At 57.9% G+C, this 22,758-nt stretch carries 17 protein-coding genes; 11 read left to right on the top strand and 6 right to left on the bottom strand.

What is annotated here, in order from left to right; all coding sequences use genetic code 11:
* Positions 1 to 271 precede the first annotated feature (271 nt).
* From AC5ZGW_RS09865 to AC5ZGW_RS09855, 3 genes are all read right to left on the bottom strand, one after another.
* Positions 272 to 778, bottom strand: a complete 507-nt coding sequence (locus tag AC5ZGW_RS09865; protein WP_130225311.1) for a hypothetical protein — start codon at positions 776 to 778, stop codon at positions 272 to 274.
* Positions 756 to 1,610: a hypothetical protein gene (locus AC5ZGW_RS09860; protein ID WP_130225310.1), complete on the bottom strand. Its 855-nt coding sequence runs from the start codon at positions 1,608 to 1,610 to the stop codon at positions 756 to 758. The genes AC5ZGW_RS09865 and AC5ZGW_RS09860 overlap by 23 nt, the downstream gene beginning before the upstream one ends.
* A gap of 319 nt (positions 1,611 to 1,929) precedes the next feature.
* Complete coding sequence (locus AC5ZGW_RS09855) at positions 1,930 to 2,796, bottom strand: glycosyltransferase family 32 protein (protein ID WP_130225309.1); 867 nt, start codon at positions 2,794 to 2,796, stop codon at positions 1,930 to 1,932.
* Positions 2,797 to 3,397: 601 nt separating this feature from the next.
* Here AC5ZGW_RS09855 and AC5ZGW_RS09850 point away from each other — a divergent pair.
* On the top strand, positions 3,398 to 4,024 hold the full coding sequence (locus AC5ZGW_RS09850; RefSeq protein ID WP_130225308.1) for an acyltransferase: 627 nt from the start codon (positions 3,398 to 3,400) through the stop codon (positions 4,022 to 4,024).
* Here AC5ZGW_RS09850 and AC5ZGW_RS09845 read toward each other — a convergent pair.
* Both AC5ZGW_RS09845 and AC5ZGW_RS09840 read right to left on the bottom strand, forming a co-directional pair.
* A complete protein-coding gene (locus tag AC5ZGW_RS09845) occupies positions 4,021 to 4,377 on the bottom strand; it encodes a VanZ family protein (protein WP_130225307.1) in 357 nt (118 codons plus the stop codon). The genes AC5ZGW_RS09850 and AC5ZGW_RS09845 overlap by 4 nt on opposite strands.
* Before the next feature lie 348 nt (positions 4,378 to 4,725).
* Positions 4,726 to 4,938: a hypothetical protein gene (locus AC5ZGW_RS09840; protein ID WP_130225306.1), complete on the bottom strand. Its 213-nt coding sequence runs from the start codon at positions 4,936 to 4,938 to the stop codon at positions 4,726 to 4,728.
* 1,378 nt (positions 4,939 to 6,316) lie between these two features.
* On the opposite strand from AC5ZGW_RS09840, the gene AC5ZGW_RS09835 reads away from it, so the two are divergent.
* The gene (locus AC5ZGW_RS09835) at positions 6,317 to 6,565 is read left to right on the top strand and encodes a hypothetical protein (RefSeq protein WP_245474662.1); all 249 of its coding nucleotides are present in this window, start codon (positions 6,317 to 6,319) and stop codon (positions 6,563 to 6,565) included.
* Between the two features lie 268 nt (positions 6,566 to 6,833).
* On the opposite strand, the gene AC5ZGW_RS09830 is transcribed toward AC5ZGW_RS09835, so the two are convergent.
* Positions 6,834 to 7,475, bottom strand: coding sequence for a nucleotide-binding protein (locus AC5ZGW_RS09830; RefSeq protein WP_028166707.1), 642 nt, complete (start codon positions 7,473 to 7,475; stop codon positions 6,834 to 6,836).
* Between the two features lie 514 nt (positions 7,476 to 7,989).
* On the opposite strand from AC5ZGW_RS09830, the gene AC5ZGW_RS09825 reads away from it, so the two are divergent.
* The 9 genes from AC5ZGW_RS09825 to AC5ZGW_RS09785 all read left to right on the top strand — a co-directional run bounded on the left by AC5ZGW_RS09825 (position 7,990) and on the right by AC5ZGW_RS09785 (position 22,706).
* Positions 7,990 to 8,949 (top strand): calcium-binding protein, encoded by a 960-nt coding sequence (locus AC5ZGW_RS09825; RefSeq protein WP_130225304.1) that lies wholly within the window; start codon positions 7,990 to 7,992, stop codon positions 8,947 to 8,949.
* A gap of 191 nt (positions 8,950 to 9,140) precedes the next feature.
* The gene (locus tag AC5ZGW_RS09820; RefSeq protein ID WP_130225337.1) at positions 9,141 to 9,755 is read left to right on the top strand and encodes a class I SAM-dependent methyltransferase; all 615 of its coding nucleotides are present in this window, start codon (positions 9,141 to 9,143) and stop codon (positions 9,753 to 9,755) included.
* Positions 9,756 to 9,958: 203 nt separating this feature from the next.
* On the top strand, positions 9,959 to 12,193 hold the full coding sequence (locus AC5ZGW_RS09815) for a peptidase domain-containing ABC transporter (RefSeq protein ID WP_028166704.1): 2,235 nt from the start codon (positions 9,959 to 9,961) through the stop codon (positions 12,191 to 12,193).
* Positions 12,183 to 13,532 (top strand): HlyD family type I secretion periplasmic adaptor subunit, encoded by a 1,350-nt coding sequence (locus AC5ZGW_RS09810; RefSeq protein ID WP_028166703.1) that lies wholly within the window; start codon positions 12,183 to 12,185, stop codon positions 13,530 to 13,532. The genes AC5ZGW_RS09815 and AC5ZGW_RS09810 overlap by 11 nt, the downstream gene beginning before the upstream one ends.
* A complete protein-coding gene (locus AC5ZGW_RS09805) occupies positions 13,529 to 15,577 on the top strand; it encodes a tetratricopeptide repeat protein (protein WP_130225303.1) in 2,049 nt (682 codons plus the stop codon). The genes AC5ZGW_RS09810 and AC5ZGW_RS09805 overlap by 4 nt, the downstream gene beginning before the upstream one ends.
* Positions 15,578 to 15,877: 300 nt before the next feature.
* Positions 15,878 to 19,693, top strand: a complete 3,816-nt coding sequence (locus tag AC5ZGW_RS09800; RefSeq protein WP_245474661.1) for a glycoside hydrolase family 99-like domain-containing protein — start codon at positions 15,878 to 15,880, stop codon at positions 19,691 to 19,693.
* 36 nt (positions 19,694 to 19,729) lie between these two features.
* Positions 19,730 to 20,170: a hypothetical protein gene (locus AC5ZGW_RS09795; RefSeq protein ID WP_130225301.1), complete on the top strand. Its 441-nt coding sequence runs from the start codon at positions 19,730 to 19,732 to the stop codon at positions 20,168 to 20,170.
* 162 nt (positions 20,171 to 20,332) lie between these two features.
* Positions 20,333 to 21,637, top strand: coding sequence for a glycoside hydrolase family 71/99 protein (locus AC5ZGW_RS09790; RefSeq protein WP_130225300.1), 1,305 nt, complete (start codon positions 20,333 to 20,335; stop codon positions 21,635 to 21,637).
* Positions 21,638 to 21,725: 88 nt separating this feature from the next.
* Positions 21,726 to 22,706: a glycosyltransferase family protein gene (locus tag AC5ZGW_RS09785; RefSeq protein WP_130225299.1), complete on the top strand. Its 981-nt coding sequence runs from the start codon at positions 21,726 to 21,728 to the stop codon at positions 22,704 to 22,706.
* Positions 22,707 to 22,758: the final 52 nt, after the last annotated feature.

The raw sequence follows: 22,758 nt of genomic DNA, 5'->3' as shown, positions 1-22,758 counted from the left end.
GGGCCCTTTTGGTCCCTGCAGCCGTGCCTTCCGGTCAAGCCATTTGCAGAATACCTCGTGAGACGGTTCACGTGCTGCGATTGTATTCTGACGCGATTGGTCGTGAGATAAACCTTGAACGACAGAACATAGTGGAGAAGCTTGCTCCATTCCTCATTACGAAGCTGGCCCAAGCCAACCACGGCGAAGTCGTTGAGTTATTCCCTTGGGAGGTCAACGACTAAAAGGGCGATGCCGATCCGTCCGACCTGAGGGATCTTTAAAAAAACAGTCATGAATTGTGTTTCGAGGGATCCGCACGGCGCAGTTTCGTGGTGGAACTTTGAAGCTCACTCCACGGAAGTCGTTCGGCGTTGCAAGATGAGTTCTCCGCCACGCTAATGACAGGCGAAACGGTCCTGATCAGGCGGAGCTCACGAAGAAATCTGGACCACAGATAATCCAAAACGGTCCAGAATACTGGTTGTCGCGTGTACATCTCGCCGCGAAAGACGACGAACGAGCGTTGCGCTCCTGCGGTCAGATGCCGAATGAGGTTCGCGTTCGATCCATCGGGGGCCAGCTTTGCAACGTGCATTTCGCATGATGCTGTAGTGGCGCGGATGACCAGCGTTCCCGTCTCGTAGGTCGCGGCCACATTGAAGTGCTTGCCTTCAAGAAACTCAACAAGGTCGTCCTTTAGATGACCTTGATAGTCAGGCGGAAGCACGATCTTCCATGCGATGGCCAGCGCGAGCACGACGGCAAGCGCTCCCTTAAACGCGCTGGAAAAATTCACGTCTTACCCCTAGCAGGCAACAACCGAGGATCAAGCCCAGCATGAGGATATTGCTAACAGCAGCTCCCAAATCGCTATGGAATGTTTCGTAGTGCCATTGGCTTAAGCCCATCAAGCTCATCCGCGTAACATTCACCGCGATCACCGACGCGCAAGCCAGTAAGCACCAGAACAGATCGCGGGGAGATCTCTTATGATCCACCAATCGGCTCATGGTAACCCAGCAGAGAAATGCAAGCGACATGTTTGCAAGCGAAGAACAACTTGGCAGGATGACCAAAACTCCCGAACCGTCGGCGAACTCAACGATGTCTCCGGTCCGGGGAGTGTGCAATAACCAGCCGACAAGCGACGCATCCATCCGCAATATGAAGTCGGCAAAGAACTGAAACAACAGCCGGCTCCAGAGCACAGGCACGGTGGTTGCCACCAATATGAAAGCACCACGCCGAGATGACGGATTTTCGGTAAAGATGATGACGTAGAAGCCTAGCGCCGTTACTGCGAGCCAGCTCAAAGCGCCGATTGGCAGAATGACCAGAAATGCAAATGCTGCGCCTATGGCGAGTTCGAAAGAACGAATCCCAACCGTTCGATCTTGAAGAACGAGGTATATCCCCGCGGCACACGACACCCAAACAAGTACGCTCACCTCGAAGGTTTCAAAGAAGGCCTCCACCCACCCAAGCTTGTTTATCGATTGGATGACGCGTGCCGCGAGCCCACTTAGGCAGCCAAGGGCAAAGAGTCCCGCGAAGAACTCGCCGCGCGACTGATCGCTCGCCACTTTCGATAGGTTTCGGGCCAAGGTTAATTCATTTAAAGCGGTCATTGAGATTTAATAGCTCGATTTATTTGCTTTATCCATCGTTTTTGCGATTACGGAGTTTTTTAGGGTCAAGCTCTGATATGAATCGTTGATGGGGCCGCCCCGAGCGGTGGATGGGCGCGCCGGGATTCCATGTAGGGAGCCCACTCACCCAATGTGGCGGCCGTGGCAGGCCCGCTCACCAAATCGAGTTGCTCTACACTACTTGCGTTCCATACAGTGCAACCCGATCGGTACGGAGCAATATACTCGAAGAAGCCACTGCCGGGATCTGGCGTTTCACATCGTTGCGTAGTTGCGCGGAGTCTGCAGACTCTATTGTCTAGCCGTTTTTCATTTCTCTATGGAAGTTCTCTAAGACAAAGTGGCGGTACACCTTACGCGCCTGTAGGTAGATATGGTGCATAGGCATGGAACACCAACCTTCCATTGAGACTACGGGATCTGAACGTAACCCATAATACTTGGTGCCGAAGAGATTATAGTGACCGGCTCCGTTATATATGTTGTATTGCAATGACAACTCAGTCTCATTTGCTACCATCCGGTAACTGTTCGTGCTCATGAGGGGTTCAATAGCTAATGTATAGGCTATAGGGCCTGTTGTTTTCCAGACGCCCCTGCCTCCGACGCCGTGTACCCACGATCGGTAATTTTGAATATTTTTCAGGACCTGTTCAATCACTCTCCTCAGAAACGGATGGCCAGGCACGGTTATGATATGCCACTGCTGCACTTCCCGTTTTCGGTCAAAGCCAAACTCTTTTTGCATGCCCCAACCAGCGAACGGCTCACCAGGCTCATTACGCCAATGCGCTAGAATGAACTTGTCGTCCGGTCGAATAACGCTGTCGAGGGGCTTGAGAGTTGTGCTTTTGATATCAAGATAGACCCCTCCATGCTTGTACATGAGGAGATAGCGGAAAAGGTCCGCTCGCGCTGCTCCGTACTGCGGATTGATCCTACGGAACAGATTGCTAATTTCTGCGCCATAAGAGTTGACGATAAAAGTATCGACCGCTCGGTCGTCGTACAGTCGATATTCCCAACCCGGGTTCATGGCTTTGATGGCTTGGATATTGTCTGCCAAGACGTCAGATAGCCGATTTTTCGAGGGACATGTTTGATGGATAATCCGGGGAATTTGAGATCCCATATCAAAGGTCGGAATTTCGATTGGAGCATTCATGCTGATCTCCGTACGGCGTACTTCGAAGGGCGGTTTGGTGTGCGGTGGTATGACGGTGCAGAACGTCGCCTTTGTAGAACTCTCCTACCTAGGCGGATACGACGACGGGCGCAGCGAGGCGCCAAGGTCGTGGAGGTAACCGCGAGGGGGCGGCGGGACACGGGGCCTGCGCAAGGGCAGTATCGTGCCGCGAGCCGATGACCATCCCATCCAGTCAACCTTGTGACCTTAGCCTGAGCTTTGGAGAGTAGCGACTTCAGTAACGTGTTGTATCTATGAATATTTATAAAATGCGCTTGCACGGGTGCTACGCCATTATCGTCTGCTATCGTGGGGCTTTAGTCAATTAAAAGGTTGATTTACGATCGTTAATAGGTCTATTTAATTCGAAGGTTGGAAATATTAGATTATGTTTAAAGTGGTTGATCAAATCCCGCTGGCGTCATGGGCGCACCGTATACTTGCGGCCTCCGGCGACTGCGGGTGACGGAGAACGCGAGATGAGCAGCAGGCCTCGCGCGGCGGTTCCCGCGTCCTCGTTCGACGCATGATGGTGATACAATGAAGCCCGCCCAGGATTCGGCTGAACAAGGGGCTTTGGATGTCGCCAGACTTCAATTCCGGAATGTCCGAACAGCGCGTCGACGAATGGCTCGGGCTCGTCAGGCGTTTTCTGCAGATTCTCGCAGCGCGCAAGAAACGTCAGTTCTCCCGAAGGGTGTCGATCGGCGATCTCCTCACAGAGCGAGGGGACAACGCGGCCGCATACGGCTTCGGCGAGGGCACCACGATGTACGACAATGTGCTCGTGCTCGGAGACGTCCGGGTCGGCCGGCATACATGGATCGGACCCGGCTGCATTCTGGACGGTTCGGGCGGAGGCTTGCAGATCGGCGATTGGTGCTCGATATCGGCCGGCGTTCAAATCTATACACATCACACCGTCAATCGCTCTATCTCGCTCGGCGAGAAGCCGGTCGACTACGCTCCGACTAAGATCGGAAACGGTGTCTATATCGGTCCGAATTCCATCGTTCAGATGGGCGTGACCCTTGGCGACAAAGCCATCATCGGTGCGAATTCGTTCGTCAATCGGGATGTGCCGGCGGGCGCGAAAGTATTCGGGTGCCCGGCGCGCATGCGAGAGGCCGCGGAATCACCGGCTGGTGGCGCTGGCTGCGATCACGGCGCCAGCCCTTCTCGTGCTTCCGCCGGCTCTGCCGATTAGATCTCCCGACGGCGTAGCGCTTGCTCGAAATAGAGCGCCGCGCGGCCCAAGAACATGCCCACGCTGCCGCCCACCATCTTTTCAAAGGCGTCCACCAGTCGCGCATGGCGATCTATGGTCACGAGCTGCATGAGTTCAAAGAGTGCGGCGCTGCCAATGACGACGAGCCACACAAACATGACGTGGCGCGGATAGGCCAAGTGGAAGAGGAAGCCTACGGTCGCAAATGCGGCAATATGTTCCAGGCTGGTTGAGGCCGGGAGTGTTGGCCTCGCGCCGATTGGCGATACTGAGGCATAGGCAAGAAAGCACAGGAGTGCCCAGGCGACGATCGCGACGAGTTTCTGAGGCATGGGGGCGCTGGTTCTTAGAGGAAATCCCGGAGGCGAGCGATTTCGATGATCTGTTCGACGGACAATACGGCCGTCACGAGTTGCGTTTGCGGTTCAGTACCTATCTCGTAGAGATGGCGTTGGTGTGCAGGCTTCGCCAGGAATGCCCGGATGCATGCGTCCAAAGAACCCTCAAGCAAAAGGTAAGGTTCGGGCCAGAGGGTTCTCTTTGCGCGCTCATTCCCAATTGAAGGCCATTTCCTCAGTGTCGCGGTTGCGCTGAAATCGACGGGCGCGCGCGGCAAGGATCCAATATATGCATCCGCCTCGCGCGTCCGTTGAGGCGACGGTGCGGTTGTTTGCGCCGCTCTAATCATGCGGGCAGTCGAAGCGGGACGGGCCGAAATCCATGCCCGAAGAGACGTGGAACGTCTTGGTCTCTCTTTCGCCGGCGATTTCGGTCGTCGAGCCATCGCGCAGGGGCTTCGGAGGTTCGATCGAACTTGGCGGCATCATCTCTTTCCAGGTCGAAACCCTGGTCGTAACGTCATTGGGCAGACTGCAGATGCTGCGCTGGGACACTGTCCTCTCCTGCGATACTTTAGCTGCGCTGCACTATCTTCCAGGTCGGAACCCACTCAAATGTCATAGCCGCGCTTGCCCGGAGACGTGGTCGCCGGCCCCAAGCAAATTAAATATATTTAAATCGGAGCGATTTAAAAGAAAATAATTGAGTATGTGGCAGACCGCCGGTGCAGGCCTGCAATCCGAAGGTGTGCCGTAGGCAAGCGGTCCGCATGTGACGATGCTTACCGCATGGTGACGGTTGAGCGCGTCAATGTTTGACATACCGTACCGCTCGAGATGCTGCAGGCTGCGGGCAGTCTCGTACGGCGCGGCGATCGTGTTTCCGTTCTCGTAGTGGTGAATGCGAGGGCGCAACCGGACAGTTTGAACGCCGCCTGGCTCCGCCTGTGCACCGGGAGTCGATCATAAGATCGAAGGAGAAGGCCGGCTCAAGCGTCCGTGAGCGTCGGCGGGCCAGCGTCTCGCTCGGATAGAGAGATCAAAGAAGGCTGTGGAGCTTTGTTAACAGGGCCATCACATAGCAGTGTTCAGAACGATGATTACGGGAATGCTAGAGGAAAAATGAAGGCGATGCTCGCAGTAGTGTTTATTTTGAGGTGGGAATCCATTGGTGGTTGACCCGCGGTTCCGCCCTGACTAGGGTATCATATAGTTAAAACAGCTCATACTTCTCGAATTAAGTGAGCCGAAAATTCCATGCAGGGTCATGGGCCGAGATAGTTCTGGGCCTGATGCAGCGGTATCCTGATCTTCGAGACCCTTCGGAGGAAACCATTTGTTTGGTGCCTTCGGAAGAAATCGCTTGAATGTGCGCTTCGCTCAATTGACCTCGCAGTGCAATCGGATATGAGCGGTTCGACTGTTAAGTGGCGATGCGATCGAAACAACGTTGTTGCGGCGCTCTGCCGTGGAGCGCCGATGATGTCCAATAGCGATCAAGGAAGCGGGCTCGGATCGTGATGATCCTGGTAGCGGAAGGTTGGTTTCACGCGACACGACCGGCGAACGAGGTCAAATTGATACGCGGTTACCGCTATGAAAATCAGGTTGCACCGCATCTAACACGAACGGCTAGCTTGCGCGGATAATGACTAACATTCTACCTGGAGCAAGGGCGTTAGCGACCCTTTCGGTGTTTCGCCTCTCGTTTCTGACTGTGGGTATTTATGATAATTGTGATGCTGCTCGAGCCGAGTCTTCGGCTATGTCGGGTGGCGGATCCGGCCGCTAGCTGCCGGCCCGAGCGCGTTTAGGCGGGAAGATGAAGAAGCACTCTCACGAGGAGATATTGTTGAAGCTCGTTCGAGCAGACGAGCTTGCGCGAGCGGGCAGTTCCCAAGTGGAGATTTGCAAGGCGCTCGGGGTAAGCGTGATGACGCTTCATCGTTGGCGGAAACTGCCTCTGCGCAGGACTGATGCGGTCGTTCCGTCCGATCCTGCGGGTGAAGGGAAGGTGCCGGCCAACTCGCCGACGATTGATGAAATGCGCCGTGTGCTGGAGGAACTCACGCTCGAGAACCAGCGGCTGCGGAAGATCGTCACGGATCTCCTGCTGGAGAAGATGCGGCTCGAAGAAGCTTCGGCCGAGGCCTTTCCCGTAAGCCAGGCGCGCAAGGCCTGATCAATCCTTGTTGAGCCCTCGTGACCGCAGCTAGCTGATCTTCCACTGGGGCGACAATCGCAAACACCATGGCGGGGCTTCCGGCAGCCAAAGGGCTTGCCGGCACGGCTGAGCGTTGTTGCGGGGACGGGCGTTGGATGTTGCAATGATCCGAACGCTTGATTGACCGTGTACAAACCCGCTCCGAGCGGCCGGCATATATATCGCGGACGCTTTTCGTAGACATCGCGCGCGATCGTCGGCTTCGGCGGAAGTGGTGGAACTCGCGCTAGTCCTCTCCAACCGCCCATTCTACTGCGTCTGCGAGCTGTTGGATCTCCTGATCCGCCGCGTCTCCGGGCATGAAGCTCGCGACCGATTGACCGCTTGTAAAGGAGCGGACGAATGCTGAGCGACTGGCGATGGGAGGCGCGACGATCTCACCGAACTCGTTCAACTCCTCGACCAGTTGTCGGCCCTCGAGGGTGCGGCGATCGAGACGGTTAGGAACCAGAATGACCTTAATCGCATCGCGCCGGCGCTCGCGTGCCGCATCGATGATGGCAAGCGTCTGTGCGGTCGCGTCGAGATCAAGTCCGGAGGGGGTGCAGGGGACCAGGATCAGGTTTGCCAGGGCGATCGACGCACCCATTTCGCGCGCGTTCGGGGCGGTGTCGATCACCACGAGACCGGCCTGGATATTTCGCACCTCCTGGGCCCAGGCGGATACGGTGGTGCCTTCGAGAGCCATTTCGTAAACGGGGAATTCCAGATTGCCCGGCTCGGCCCACTGCGAGGCAGAGCGCTGCGGATCGCTGTCGACCAGCGCGACGTCATGACCGCGGCGCGCCAGCTCGGCCGCGATACAGACCGCAATCGTGGTCTTGCCAACCCCGCCTTTTCGCTGGGTAACAGTAATGGTCCTCCGCATCGGTATGGGAGAGGTCATGCGGCGCCACACTAACGAATCTTCACATTTAAAAGCAAAATCAGCCGATTACAGTATCACTGCCTAACGCATATCGACAATTGGCTTCCTCATTGCATCTCCCGGGATGTTCGATCATGGCCTATCTGATCTTCACGCATACCTCATCTGCAGATTCCGTATGGTTGTAGTCGCGGATTGTGCCGAAATTACCCGAAAAAGCGCCCTTCGAGGGCGGACTCGGATCGCTGACCCGGCGATTAACAATGGCGTGACATTGAGCTCAAATCTGAGTTAATCGCGCGTGAATTTAATCCTTGACTTCGATTGTGCAGCGCGACTAACAATGGCTTAACAAACGGCGCGATGCACCTTAACATTGAACATGGTCGTGTCGGGTTAAGCTAGGCCTCTTCACTCTCGTTGTAGTTGTAGCACCTTCAACTTGCAGCACATTGGCGCTGACCGGCGTGTCAGCTGATCGGTGAAAAATCTTGGAATCTTGCCAGAGGGTACCATGGCCGTTACCTACTTGACGAAGACTGAGCTGGGTCAATTTCTCCACCACAGCGGCAACAACATCGAATCGAGTGTCAGATCGGCATTGATCGACTCGCTAGAGCAGAGCGGTGTGTTCAACGATGGGGGAGAGGATGGCACCAGGGGATGGTTTCAATCCGGACCATTTGCCGGTGGGCCGGTCGCTCCCACCATTCAGGTGCTGGACGTTAAAACCTCCACGACAGTCGACACGACGCCCAATCTGAAGGCGATCATCCTCGATGACGCCGGCGGCAAAACGCTTAACGTGACCGGTGCCGACAACGACGTATTCGTTGCAATGGGGAAGGGCTCCGACACGGTGCACCTGCACGATAGTGGCGATGATACGGTCTATGGCGGTGGCGGTAACGACCTGATCACCGGCGGACACGGCAACAGCTCGCTGTTTGGCGGTGCCGGCAACGACAGCATCTATGGCGGCACCGGCAACGACACGCTGGATGGCGGTAGCGGCAACGACTACCTGTTGGCTGGCACCGGTGCCCAGTCGCTGGTTGGCGGCGATGGCAACGATCTGATCAGGGATCTCACGTCCGGGCACAGCACGCTTTCGGGCGGCAGCGGCAATGACACCTTGGTCGGCGTGCAGGGCGATGTTTTCGAGGGTGGCAGCGGTAACGATCAGATCTGGCTCTATGGTGGCGCTGCGGGTGCGAACTCGACGCTGCAGGGCGGAGACGGCAACGATACCTTCCACATCCAGTCGCACTCCGGGAACGATACGATCATTGGTGGCAACGGCAACGATACCGTCGACTTTGCGGATCGTTCCTTCTTTGATGTCACCAAGATTGACGTTGATGCGAGCACGTCAACTTATACGCTCCACTTCAGTGACAACCAGACGGTTGCGGTCAGCGGAGTTGAAGATCTTCACTTCAACGACCAGGTCGTCACTCTGCCGAAACTCTAACTCGGCTGCTGAAGGTTATGCTGGTGAAGGCCCCGCTTCGGCGGGGCTTTTGCTTTTGTGATCAGAAGATGAGTCCAGGTGCGATTTACGCCTTTGTCAGGCCACATCGATCAGATGATGTCGTTTACACTTGATTTCGTATTGTTCTCACCCTCGTCCGATTGCGTCAGGAACCAGTCTTGTCCGCCAGTATGAAGCGCTTGCTCAATGCGGGCTCCGGCCCGGGACCTGCCCGCCGAATTGCTCGAATGGTTGGCGAGCAAGGTTGGGAGGAAGTGCGCTTCGACATCGATCCGGAAGTCAAGCCGGACGTTCTCGGCTCAATCCTTGATCTCGGCGGTTCCTTCGAGCCGCAATTATTCGATGCTGTCTGGTCGTCGCATGTGCTCGAGCATCTCTATGCGCACGAGGTCTTTCCAACGCTGCGTCAGTTCCATCGGGTCTTGAAACCCGACGGGTTTGCCTTGATCACAAGCCCGGATATCGAATCAGTCGCTCAATTCATTGTCGAGCGCGGGATTGCCGCCGTCGCCTACAATTCGCCGGCGGGTCCGATCAGACCGCTTGACATGCTCTACGGCCATTCGCGCGCCATCGAGGAGGGGCATGTCTATATGGCCCATCGTACCGGATTTACGGCCGAGCGCCTTGGCAACCTGCTGTTGATGGCGGGCTTTCCAACCGTGTCGATAACAACGGAGAACTTCGAGGTTTGCGCGCTCGCGCTGATGCCCGAGGCCGATAGCGAGGGCATCCAGAGGACTTTGTTAGAAACGGGCTTTAATTTTCAGGAAGCGTCGGCCTAGACGCTCATCACGGCGCCGGTTCGGCTGGCAGTGCAACCTGCAGTCGACGGCTGCGAGCGTTCGCTATCACGGTAAATGTTAGTGTTCCTGTCGTTTTTGTTGTATATATGTTAGTGGAAGAACAGCGCGCCGCTGGTCGCGCAGCGGTGCGTGCGTAAAAGATCGTAACAGACGCTCGTAACAGATACATGGACTGAGCTTTAATGATCATTCAAGCGGTCGCCGAGAATACTGATGCGGATCCTGTGCCTCCGTCGGCGCTCGAGTGTCTGATCATCGTCGCTCGACAGCACGGGCTGCATCTCACCTCAACGCAGCTCATCAAAGACAACCTTCTGACCGATCAGGAAGTGACGCCCGATCAACTCGTCCGCTGCGCGGAAAAGGCGGGCATGCGGGCGAAGCTCGTCAAGCTCGATTGGGACGGGCTTTCCCATTTGAAAAAGGCGCTCCCCGCCATCGTCCGCCTGCGCAACGGAAGCCATATGGTGCTGTTGCGGGTCGACGGGGATGCCAACAACACGCGCATCGTGTTGAGGGATCCGAATGCTGCGGAAGACGCGCTGCTCGTGATCGACCGGCCCCGCTTCGAGGACATCTGGTCCGGGGATGTTGTTCTGGTCAAGCGCAACTACGAGATCTCCGACGAATCGCAGCCGTTCAGTTTCGGTCTCGTGGCCGCGCTGATGTTCCGCGAGCGTCGGATGGTTCGGGACGTCGCAATCTCCGCGCTGATCCTCGGATTTCTTGGTTTGGCGCCGATCATGTTCTGGCGGCTGCTATCGGACAAGGTGATCTTCTACCAGGCATACAACACCTTCTATGTGCTGTGCCTCGCAATGCTGGTGATCATCGCTTTCGAGGCGACGTTCTCGTTCTTGAGGCAGTTTCTGGTTCATCGCCTGACGACCAGGCTTGACGTGAAGCTATCCACCTACGTCTTCGAAAGGGTTCTCAATCTTCCCATCGACTATTTCGAGCAGACTGCAGTCGGTCTGGTGGCCCGCGACATCCGCGAAGTGTTCCGCATTCGCACCTTCCTGATGGGGCAATTGTTCGGCACGATTCTGGATTCGACGACACTGATCTTCTTCCTACCTGTCATGTTCTTCTTCAGCCCGGTCATGACCTTGGTGGTCCTGGCGATGTCGGGATTGATCGTCGCATGGCTTATCTTGATGTTGCCGACTTACCGCAAGGCATCGGCCGCCGTCCTTGCAGCGGAAGGTGCGCAGGGCGCCTTCCTGGTTCAGACGCTCAACGGCATCCGGACGGTGAAGTCGCTCGCGCTCGATGCGAGGCAGCGCCATATGTGGGACGTGCTGGTCGCGCGCGTCTCCAGGGCCAGGCTTGCGGAAGGGATGACCGGAAACGCGATACAAGCGGTCGTGCGTCCGCTGGAGCGGTTGGCGGTAAGCGGTTCATATGCGCTCGGCGTTTATCTCGCGCTCGTCAGCAATGATCCCGTCGTCATCGGAGCGCTGTTCGCCTTTCTGATGCTGTCGCAGCGCGTGTCGGGTCCCCTCATGCAGATGGCACAACTTATCAATCAGTACGACGAAGCGCGAAGCGCGGTCGCCACCGTCGGCAACCTGGTCAACCAGCCTGCTGAAGAGGGGCGTTCCGGACATGGCGTCCGCTCGCCGCTTGTCGGCAGAGTGGAGTTTTCCGGCGTCACCTTCAAATACAAGGGCGCGGTCTCACCGACGCTGAACCGCATCTCCTTCGAAATTCCACAGGGAACCACGCTTGGCGTGATGGGCAAGAGCGGCTCCGGTAAGACGACGCTCACGCGTTTGCTGCAGCGGCTGCATTCGGACTATGACGGATTGATCAAGATCGACGGCATCGACGTTCGCGAATACGACGTCGACCATCTGCGCCGGAACGTCGGCGTCGTGCTGCAGGAGAACTTCCTGTTCAGCGGCACGATCCGGGAAAACATCTCCGCGGCCAAGCCGGACGCGACTTTCGATGACATCGTCAAGGCCGCGAGACTAGCGGGCGCTGAGGAATTCATCGACAAGCTCCCCCGTGGCTACGAAACCCAAATCTATGAAGGTTCGCCCAATCTGTCAGGAGGGCAGCGGCAGCGGCTTGCGATCGCGCGCGCGCTGATCGTCAATCCGCCGATCCTGATTCTTGACGAAGCGACCAGCGCGCTCGATGCCGACAGTGAGGCGATCGTGAACGCCAATATCTCGCGGATCGCGCATGGCCGGACGCTGATCATCATCTCGCACCGGCTGTCGTCGCTGACATCGGCCGACGCCATCCTGGTGCTCAATCGCGGCGTGGTCGACGACATCGGCCGCCACGAGGAGCTGTTGGAGCGCAACGACATCTACAGTTCGCTTTGGTACCAGCAGAATACGCATTTGGTGCCCGCGAACCGGAACGATAGACCGAACTTCCGGAGCCCGACCCTTGTCTCCTAATCAAGCGTCGCTTGCCACCGTTCGCCAATTCCAATCGGAGACCGACGCGATCCGGGAGGAGGCGGAGCCGCTCGTTGCCCGAGCCACCCTGTTTGTACTTTCGGCGTTCATGGTTGCGATCGTCGCGATTCTGTGCCTGACACGGATCGATCGCGTCATCACCAGCATTAGCGGCAAGATTGTGCCGGCCGGGCAGGTCAGCGTTTTGCAGGCGCTCGATCCCTCGATCATCAAGACGATCGACGTGCGGGAAGGCGAGCAGGTGCAGCCGGGACAATTGCTCGCGACGCTCGATGCGACCTTTACGTCGGCGGATTTGACCCAGGCGAAATTGCAGATCGCGAGCCTCGAGACGCAAGTGGCGCGCGACGAGGCCGAGCTGAAGCAGCAGCCGCTGGTGTTCCCCGACAAGTCGGACCCCGACTACCAGAAGTACGCGGCGCTGCAGAAGGCGCTCTATGATCAGCGGATGGCGCAATACACCGCCCAACTCAACAGTTTTGAATCGAAGATCAAGCAGACGCAGGCGACGATCGAAAAGCTTCGCGGCGACGATGCCAGGTATCGGCAGCGCGACGAGGTTCTGCAGAAGATCGAAACGATGCGCACCACGCTTGCCGAGCACGGTACCGGCTCGCAGCTCAACATGTACATCTCCCAGGACACCCGGCTGGAATTGCTGCGGACGTTGGAGAATACCCATAACAGCTTGATCGAGGCGCAAAATACGCTGGGATCGCTGATCGCCGATCGTGACGCCTTCAAGCAGCAGTGGTTCGCGCAATTGAGCCAGGATCTGGTCACGACGCGCAACAAGCTCGACGACGCGAGATCGGCTTATGACAAGGCGGAGAAGCACCAGGATCTCGTCCGCTGGACCGCCGCCGAACCCTCCGTGGTGCTGACCATGGCAAGGCTTTCGGTCGGCTCGGTCCTCAAGCCAGGCGATCCCTTCATCACACTCATGCCGGTCGATACCAAGCTCGAAGCGGAAATCAGGATATCGTCGCGGGATATCGGGTTCATCCGGGCTGGCGATCCCTGCACCATGAAGATCGACGCCTTCAATGCCGCGGAGCATGGCACGGCTGAAGGCAAAGTGCGCTGGATCAGCGAAGGCGCGTTTACGACGGATGAGGATGGAAAGCCGCTCGAATATGCTTACTACAAGGCGCGTTGTTCGGTGGACTCGTCCAATTTCAAGGACGTGCCGCATAATTTCCGCCTGATCCCCGGAATGACGCTTGCGGGCGATATCAATGTCGGCACCCGATCGGTCGGAATGTATCTGCTCGGCGGGATGCTCAAGGGCATTCGAGAGGCCATGCGCGAGCCATGACACTGTCGGCGCGATCGCTCTTTCAGTGGATTCGACCGCCTTCCGCGTTCTCCCAGGAAGGGCCGTTTGAGCGCGGAAAGGCTGCACACGAGAGCGGTCAGTATTTGGAGGCGCTCAAGCTCTGGAAGCTCGCGGCGCAAGCCGGTGAGGCCGAGGCGAGCTATCGGATCGGAATGCTTTATGCGAGGGGCGAGGGGGTCGTGAGAAGCGTCCCGGATGCTGCGATCTGGTACGAGCGTGCGGCTCAACTCGGCAACATCGATGCACAATTTCAGCTCGGCCTGATCTTTCTTTACGGGGCGAATCCGGTGCTCGGTCCTTATCGGCATGAGACATGGTACCAGTCGTCCGCCGCTCGGTTGGGGGACGAAGCGGCAAACGTGCAAGATCTGATCTTCCCGCACGGAACAAGCGTAGCGAAGGATGTCGACACCGCTTTTCGCTGGATATCGGCTGCGGCGGAAGGCGGGAAAGCCGAGGCGCAGACGGTCCTTGGCAACATGTACAGCGAAGGGCTGGGTTGCACGAAAGACTTCCAGATGGCGCTCGGATGGTTCCAGGCCGCGGCGGAGCAGAAGTGTGCGCCGGCCGAATTCGCGCTTGGCGATGTCTACTATCAGGGCCGGGGCGTCCCCGTCGATTTCGAGCAGGCCGCGATCTGGTATCGCAGGGCCGCCGATCAGGATCATGTGAGGGCGCAGGTTGCGCTTGCCTTCATGAACCTGAAGGGAGCGGGGATGCCCGAGGCTCCCGCCGAAGCGGCGCGCCTGTTCCAGAGCGCGGCAAAGCATGACGATGCGATCGCGCTCTACAACATCGGTCTGTTGCGCTTGAACGGCAAGGGCGTCACCAAAGATCTCGATCTGGCCGAAACCGCGTTACGCAAGGCGGCGCGCAAGGACTACCTTCCGGCGATCCAGGCGTTGGCGGAGTTCTATTCACACGGCGCAGGGGCCGAGCCGGATCTGCGGGAAGCGGCCACTTGGTACGAGAAGGCCGCCGAGCGAGGCGACGTGCAGGCGCAATTCTTCATCGGGCGCTTCTATGCGACCGGAACCGGCGTCTCCCCGAACATTCGTCAAGCCGCAAAGTGGTTCGAGCGTGCGGCCGAGAACGGCCACGCCACCGCCGCGTTCAACGTCGCGATCTTCTATCTCAACGGCTCCGGCGTCGAACGTAATGTGGAAACCGCGATCAAGTGGTTTGAGCGCGCTTCGGAGGGCGGCATCAGCGCCGCGCAGGTGCAGCTTGGCAGGCTCTACTCCGCAGGCAACGGCGTTCCGCGCGATCAAAAGCTCGCGGGAGAATGGCTCAGCAAGGCCGCTGTTGGCGGGGATCCTGACGCCAAGACCGCCTATGCGCTGTTCCTCTTGCATCACGATGGCTCGGCGGACCGACTTGCGCAGGTGCAGTCATTGTTGACCGAAGCTGCTGAAGCCGGCTACGCGCCCGCGGCCTTCCAGCTCGGCGCGATGCAAATGGGCAAGTTCGGTGGGGTTGCGGATGTTCGAGGCGCTATCCCATGGTTTACGCGCGCGGCCAAAGCAGGCCATGTCGAAGCCCAATACACCCTTGCGCTACTATTTGCCGACCCGAACAGCGGCGTGAATGATGCACGAGCATCAGCGACCTGGATGACCGCGGCCGCGCGCGCAGGCAATGCGGCCGCGCAGTTCCAGCTTGCCGTCATGTATTGCACCGGCAATGGCGTTGCCCAGGATGTTGCTCAGGGTGTGACCTGGTACGAATCCGCCGCGCAGCAGGGACACACGGTTGCGCAGTACAACCTCGCTGTGATGCTCGGAAGAGGGCAGGGCCGCGAAGCGGATCCGAAGAAGGCGGCCGAATGGTTTCAGAAAGCCGCGGAGCAGGGAATGGCGGAAGCGCAGCTAGCGGTAGGAGACGCGCTGATGTCGGGCGCCGGCGTTGCACAGGATAGGGACATGGCGGTGCATTGGTATCAACAGGCGGCGCGACAGAACAATGAAGGCGCAGTGCGCCGCCTGAGGGCGATCGGCCTGACGTTGGTGGACACTGAGCGATGAAGAAGGATGTTGTTCGTTCTGGAGCGGAAAGATGCAAAAGGAGGCAAGCAACAACAACAATTCGGGCACAACTGAAGCTTGCTTTCATATCGAAGACAGAAAGAGTGCGCTAATCTCGCGCTTGCGACGTAAAGTGCTCAACGCTGAAGTGAATGTGTGACGATGGCTGATTTTCTTTCGAAACTCGCGCGCGACGCCGGCCAAAAGGAGCCTCGGATGAGGCGCGGTGCGATCGCAAGGGCTCAACTCAAGGGAGAGACAAGCGTCGCAAAGATAAACGGCGCGGCTGCCAAGGAGCCCGTGAGCAAGCAACCAGAGCTTCCGCCTTCGCCCGATCCGGCTGCACCAGCCGTCGATCTCACGGATGCTGCGCGAACGCTCAAGGGGCTTGGGCTGTTCGATGAAAACTTTTATGCGACGAGCTACCCGGACGTGATCGCCGTCGGCGCCGATCCGTTCGAGCACTTCTTCCTCTATGGCTACAAGGAAGGCCGCAAGCCCAATCCGATCTTCGATCCGATCTGGTACGTCACGACCTATCCCGATGTGAAGGACGTGGATGTGCAGCCGCTACTGCACTATGCATCGATCGGCGAGCCCGAAGGGAGGCGGCCGAGCCCGTATTTCCAGCCTGCCTGGTATCGCGAGAAGTACGGCATACCGGAGAAGGAGAGTCCGCTCGCGCACTATCTGAAAAACCGGATCGGTCCGTTCAGCCCGATTCCGGAATTCGATGCGCACTACTATCTGCAGACCTATCAGGACGTCGCGACCGCCGGCGTCGATCCGTTCGAACACTTCATCTTCCACGGTTACAAGGAAGGACGAAACCCGTCGGCGGAGTTCGATACAAAATTTTACATCCAGCGCTACTTCAAGGGGAAGACCGACCAGAATCCGCTGCTGCACTATCTGGAGCATCGGCACGAGGACGGCATCTATCCGTCGCCGCCGGAAAACGAAGCCACTATCCCGGCCGAGATCAAGCGCTTCACCAAGCCGAGCGCGCAGTTCGAGGAACTGCGTCCCTTGCCCGCAAGTGCCAAGCCGCGTGCAAAGGTCCTGGCCTATTACCTGACCCAGTTTCACGCCTTCCCTGAGAACGACAAATGGTGGGGCACCGGCTTCACCGAATGGACCAACATCGCGCGCGGCGTGCCGCGGTTCAAGGATCACTATCAGCCGCGGATCCCGCGCGATCTCGGCTTCTACTCGCTCGGCGACATCGAAACCATGCGCAAGCAGGCGAGGCTCGCCCAGGCGGCGGGTGTCTACGGCTTTGTGTATTACTATTACTGGTTCAACGGCAAGCGTCTGCTGGAGAGGCCGCTCGAGCAGTTCTTGAAGGCGCGCGACATCAACATGCCGTTCTGCCTGATGTGGGCGAACGAGAACTGGACGCGGCGCTGGGACGGTATGGAAGGCGAGGTCCTGATCTCGCAGGACTATCTCGCCGACGACGACGAGCGCTTGTTGTCGGACTTCAACCGGCACTTCAAGGACAAGCGTTACATCCGCATCCAGGGCCGGCCGCTCCTGATGATCTATCGTCCGCGCCTCATTCCGGACACCGCCAAGGTGATTGCGCGCTGGCGCTCCATTTTCGCGAAGAAGTTCAACGAAGATCCGATCATCATCATGAGCCAGAGCTTTGATGATTACGATCCTGCTCCGAACGGCATGGATGGCGCGATCGAGTTTCCGCCGCATAAGCTCACCAAATATGTCCCGCTGGTCAACTCCGAAGCCAAGATCCTGGACGATACCTACTCAGGCCAGATCTACAGCTACGACGACGTCGCCAAATATTCCATCGAGGAGCCGCGCCCGAATTTTCCGCTGATCAAGACGGTCGTCCCGAGCTGGGACAATGACGCGCGCCGCCAGGGCACGGGTCTGGTGGTCCAGGGCTCGACGCCGCAGAAATACGAGGCGTGGCTGGCGACTCTGGTCGAGCAGGCGCAAAAGCACACGTTTTTCGGAGATGCGTTCGTCTGCGTCAATGCCTGGAACGAGTGGTGCGAAGGTGCCTATCTCGAGCCGGACCTGCATTTCGGATCGGCGTACCTGAACGCCACCGCGCGTGCGGCCACCGGCCTGACGCGCGACCTTTCGCTGCCAAAGATTCTGCTGATCGGGCACGATGCATTCCCGAGCGGCGCGCAGCATTTGTTGCTCAATATCGGCAGGACGTTGCGGAGCGCCTTCAACATTGAGGTCGAGTATCTATTGCTGCAGGGCGGCGCGATGGAGGCCGAATACGCGTCGGTTGCTCCACTCACCGTTCTCAAGCAGGCCTCTGAAATCCCGGCGACCTTGCGGCACTTCCGGGAGAAGGGGTTCACGGCCGCGATCGCCAACACTTCGGCGAGCGGGCGCGCCACCAAGTTCCTCGCCGAGATGGGTTTTCGTACCATTTCGCTGGTGCACGAACTGCCGCGGATCCTTCGCGAGAAGAATCTCGAGGACGTTGCACGGATGGCGATCGGCAACGCACAGCACGTCGTGTTCGCCTCCGAATTCGTCCGCGACAGGCTGGTGGAAGCGCTCAAGCTCGACGCCGGTGACGGGCGATTCATGATCCGCGCGCAAGGCAGCTACAAGCAGATCGAGCCGGCGCCGGCGGAAGCCGTCTTGGTTCGCAAGGAGCTTGGCATCGCCCCCACCGACAAGATGGTGCTTGGGGTCGGCTATGCCGACCTGCGCAAAGGGTTCGATTTGTTCCTGCAGGTTTGGAACTTGGTTCGGCAACAGCATCCGAACGTCCATTTCTGCTGGGCTGGCGGCATCGATCCCGGCCTGCAGGAATGGTTGGGGCCTGAAATCAAGCGCGCCGAGGCCACCGGCCGTTTCCATCTCGCCGGCTTTCGTTCCGACATGCAGGCGCTCTATTCCGCTTCCGATATCTACGCCCTGACCTCGCGCGAGGATCCATTCCCGACGGTGGCGCTGGAGGCGCTCAGCGTTGGCGTGCCCGTGGTTGCCTTTCAGGACTCCGGCGGCATCCCCGGCTTCCTTCTCAAGGAGAATGTCGGCCGCGTCGTGGCGTATTGCGACGTGCCGGCGATGGCGCAAGCCGTAGAGAACTTCCTGCGTCGGCCGCCATCTGAGCCCGAGCGCAACCGCATGACCGAGATCATCCAGACCAAATTCGCGTTCGCAGACTATGTCCGCGATCTGCTCCGGCTTGCGGTTCCTTCGCTGCCGACCATCTCGGTCGCGGTTCCCAACTACAATTACGCGCATTGTCTTCCGGAGCGGCTCTACACTATCTTCGACCAGAACCATCCGGTCGAGGAGATCATCGTGCTGGACGACTGCTCCTCCGACGACAGCATCTCCGTCATCATGAAGCTCGCCGACGAGCGCCAGCGCGATCTCACACTCGTCATCAACGAGCAGAATTCCGGTTCCGTGTTCGCGCAATGGGCCAAAGCGGCGGAGATGGCGAGGGGCGAGTTCCTCTGGATCGCCGAAGCCGACGATCTCTCCGAGCCCACCTTCCTCTCAAGCCTGCTCGCATTGATGAATGGTGATCCCGACATCGCGTTCGGTTTCAGCGACTCGAAATCCATCGATGCCGACGGCTCCCATCTCTATGCGAGCTACAAACCGTATTACGCCACCATTGAGCCCGGCGCATTGTCGCGGACCGAGGTGTTTGACGGCCGCGATTTCGTGACCCGCTACCTCGGTGTCAAGAACACCATCCTGAACGTCAGTTCGGTACTGTGGCGCCGCGAGGCGTTGTTGCGCGCGCTCGAAGCCTGCCGCGGTGACCTTCGCGACCTTCGCATGGCCGGCGACTGGCGCATCTATCTGGAGGCGCTCGGCACGCGAGGCGCCAAGGTCGCTTACGTCGCCGATCCTCTCAACATCCACCGTCGCCACGCCGCAAGCGTCACGCATTCGCTGAAGGCGCAGAAACATATCGCGGAGATCGATAGCATGCACCGTATCGCCCGCGAGCGGTTTGGTTTCGCGGACCGCGAAACCAAATCGCAGGCCGCCTATCTGGAAGAGGTGACTACGCAACTGCTCGGCGCGCCGCTGGAAGCGGAGAAGCCGAAGCGGGCCACGGAAAAGCTGCCCGCCAAGGTAAGTGCCAAGGCGTAAGGATCTGGGAATAACGAGTAGAGGTTGGGGTTATCAATGTTCGTTCCGTCTGCCGTTTCGATGCTCAACTCGCTGAAGATCGATTATGCGACCTTCGAAAACGGGGGACGGGTTGAAATACCTGCCAGACTTTTCAAGCTGTTGCTTCAGATTGCGTTGGCGTCAGCTGACTTCGACGAGGATGGCTATTTGAGAGAGAACCCGGATGTAGCGAAGGCGCTCGGCAGTGGTGAGATTGAGAGCGCTCACATGCATTTTATTGGATTTGGCTATTTTGAGGGACGGCAGGGCGGCGGTCCCGAAGTTGACGAGGACTGGTATACGCAGAAATATCCAGACGTCGCCGCTGCCATTCGCGAAGGAAAGATCAAGTCAGCCAAGCAGCATTTTCATTTGATTGGCGGTGCGGAAGGACGAAGTCCGAACCTCGATCAGGAGGAGAATGCAGCACAGTGGAAGAAAGCGCTGCGATCCTGACAAGGCGTCGCAAACGCTTTTCCGAAGTGTGGCGGCCCTGGATTGTCACACATCTGTAATGTCGCCGGGTTGTCAATTTGCATGAAATCACTCCGACTCAATGCCCGATATAACTCGGCCTCCTTGCAGGCTCTCGCTGTGTGCGTTCTTTCGGTGGTGTTGATGAGTTGGCCGGCGTTGGCCGGAGACGACGTCCTGATCGGCGCTCTTCGCTGGGATAACTGGACCTCGAAGAGTCCCGAGGTGAAGGTCCTAGCGCAACCGGAGTGGAAGGATCGCGTTCCCTTTTTTGCGCGCTATGACGAGCAGGGGCACCTGACCATCTCGGGTGACATGGACAATGTTCTGACGGCTGAGGTGGCTTATGCCTACTCAGCGGGGATCGACTATTTTGTATTTGGCTTTTATCCAGAGACGGGGTCGTGGGGGCGAAACGTAACTGATTCGTTGGCGCTCAATCGCGCACTCGCAACTTACCTTCGCCTGAAGGATCGGAAGGGCATACGTTTCGCCGTCTCGCTCAATCAAAGCTTTCCGGAACAGGACGTCGCCGACATATCCGAGAGCATCGCGGCGTTCGTCGCCGACAAAGGCTACGTTCGTACTGCAAATGGCAGCGCTCCCTTGTTCGTCTTTACGCAGAATCCGAAGGGATGGGGAGCGGTCTATGGGAGCGATGAAGCCGCGAGGCGGGTCGTTCAGCAGATAAAAAAGCGTGTATACGAGAAGTCGGGAGTAAATCTGCTCTTCATTCTTGAATACCCGGATCCCGCGGTTGCAGCCGAGCAGGCGCGCAAAACCGGCATGGATATGGCTAGTGCCTATTCGACTTTCTCGCCACCTCGGCCGGGGGAACATGTGTTTTCGGATTGCGTTGCCAACAACTCGAACTATTGGGGGCGTGCGAGCAATGCGGGATTTCCGTTCGTGCCCAATGTTACGCTTGGATGGGACCCGCGGCCGCGGGACTCGGTTAGAGTTCGTGAGGGCAAGGAGCCGCAGGTCAAATCCTGGTGCGATCCACCTCGAGACAACAATCTGAAACAACTGCTTCAGTCGGCTTTCCATGCAGTCGCAAGTCAACCCGGCCCTTTGCCATTCCGGAGTGTTCTCGTCTATGCTTGGAATGAATTCACTGAGGGCGGGTGGCTTGCTCCAACCTGGAATGGCGGAACGGCGAAGCTCGACGAGTTCCGCAAGGCGACCGGCCGGAATCGGACGATCGATCGCGTAACGATCACTTGGCCCGACGCAGCCAAGAGCGATCGATGTCCTGTGAGAACCGGGGAGCGAGATCGAAAGGAAGTCCTGCAACAATGCTCTCGCAACGTCGAGGTGAGTGAGATGCCGCGATGGCCATGTCCACCAGGGATGCGTTCGTCGGAAGACCGCGTTCGGGCGCCGACCGGTCTTGAGGCGCTTTACTGGTCCGGACTTTGGATCGAGCGGACGTGTATCGGCGGTTGATTTGCACCGTGACGATCAGTGACAGTCTGAAATTGCACCTTCGTTCATTACGTCACGAGTTGGTTGACGGTCCTCTTGGGAGTTATAGGTGAGCTCGCCTCTCAGAAAATGGCACGAACAGATACAATCCAATGCGGCTTCGATCGCGGAGCGCAAGTCGGATTTCAAGATCCTTTTAAAGACAAAAAATGACCGCTGGCTTTTGAAGGAATGGATCGAGCACCATGCACCTATATGCGGCATGGATTCGCTGATCATTTTCGATAACGATTCCAGCGATGAGCACGTGCTTGAAATCTACGAAAGCAGTCATCCTGACTTGCTCATCTACAACTTCTCGGGTCACCACAACAATCTGCACTTTGTTGACAAGAATCCGGAGTTGTATCGGGCTCTGGCGGAGTCCTGTCGCTTCTTCATCTTTCTCGATACCGATGAGTTCCTGCACTGGATAGATGGCAGTGGCCACTACGATACCAATATAGCCGATCGTCTCTCCAGGCAGCTCGGAGAGGCGGAAGGAGATTTCCTTTGTGGCACCTGGCTCCCGAACGTCGCCTGGGATGCAACCAGATATTGGATCGGCGAAGACAACAAGATCCTGCTTGACGGCGTGAAGTGGGGGAAGCCGCTACTCAAGGCATCGTCGCTGAGAAACGCATTCATCAACCATAACATTCAGGCGCGCGAATGCGGTCTCTTGCCGGCGCGGTGCGGCTCGCTCGTGGTGCAACATCGCAACCGCGTTCACCGTGAGCAGAGATTGATGTCGAATATCAACAAGCTCCGGCAGCGCCGCGTGATCGTCGAGCTCGATGAAAGTGTCGAGCGCATACACGACCGAATTTCGCAAGCAACGGATCCGAACATCGTTCTCTATTTGAGGGAAATACTCGAATTGAGAAATGCGGACGGGGCTGGCAAGAGGTACGTGCGCGGGTTTGTCAAGTTCGGTCCGGATGGCCGGCTGGAATTTCCCGGCAGCAGCGAAAAGGAGATGCTTCTCTCGTTTGTTAACTCACCGGCGGACATCATCGCGCTTGGCCTGGCACAGCACTCATCCTCCTGATCGCTGGTTGGCTGGGAAACTTCTGTATGTTATATATGTTATATGTCTGACC

This window comes from Bradyrhizobium sp. Crot121 (genome assembly GCF_059512385.1).
The sequence above is the reverse complement of the archived record's forward strand: the minus strand, read 5'-3'. Positions and strand labels throughout refer to the sequence as shown.

Excerpts from the sequence above, each read along its gene's own strand:
- AC5ZGW_RS09825 (WP_130225304.1), top strand. The coding sequence starts at position 7,990 with ATGGCCGTTACCTACTTGACGAAGACTGAGCTGGGTCAATTTCTCCAC.
- AC5ZGW_RS09845 (WP_130225307.1), bottom strand. The coding sequence starts at position 4,377 with ATGCCTCAGAAACTCGTCGCGATCGTCGCCTGGGCACTCCTGTGCTTT.
- AC5ZGW_RS09855 (WP_130225309.1), bottom strand. The coding sequence starts at position 2,796 with ATGAATGCTCCAATCGAAATTCCGACCTTTGATATGGGATCTCAAATT.
- AC5ZGW_RS09805 (WP_130225303.1), top strand. The coding sequence starts at position 13,529 with ATGACACTGTCGGCGCGATCGCTCTTTCAGTGGATTCGACCGCCTTCC.
- AC5ZGW_RS09820 (WP_130225337.1), top strand. The coding sequence starts at position 9,141 with ATGAAGCGCTTGCTCAATGCGGGCTCCGGCCCGGGACCTGCCCGCCGA.
- AC5ZGW_RS09835 (WP_245474662.1), top strand. The coding sequence starts at position 6,317 with ATGACGCTTCATCGTTGGCGGAAACTGCCTCTGCGCAGGACTGATGCG.
- AC5ZGW_RS09815 (WP_028166704.1), top strand. The coding sequence starts at position 9,959 with ATGATCATTCAAGCGGTCGCCGAGAATACTGATGCGGATCCTGTGCCT.
- AC5ZGW_RS09860 (WP_130225310.1), bottom strand. The coding sequence starts at position 1,610 with ATGACCGCTTTAAATGAATTAACCTTGGCCCGAAACCTATCGAAAGTG.
- AC5ZGW_RS09830 (WP_028166707.1), bottom strand. The coding sequence starts at position 7,475 with ATGCGGAGGACCATTACTGTTACCCAGCGAAAAGGCGGGGTTGGCAAG.
- AC5ZGW_RS09790 (WP_130225300.1), top strand. The coding sequence starts at position 20,333 with ATGAGTTGGCCGGCGTTGGCCGGAGACGACGTCCTGATCGGCGCTCTT.
- AC5ZGW_RS09795 (WP_130225301.1), top strand. The coding sequence starts at position 19,730 with ATGTTCGTTCCGTCTGCCGTTTCGATGCTCAACTCGCTGAAGATCGAT.
- AC5ZGW_RS09850 (WP_130225308.1), top strand. The coding sequence starts at position 3,398 with ATGTCGCCAGACTTCAATTCCGGAATGTCCGAACAGCGCGTCGACGAA.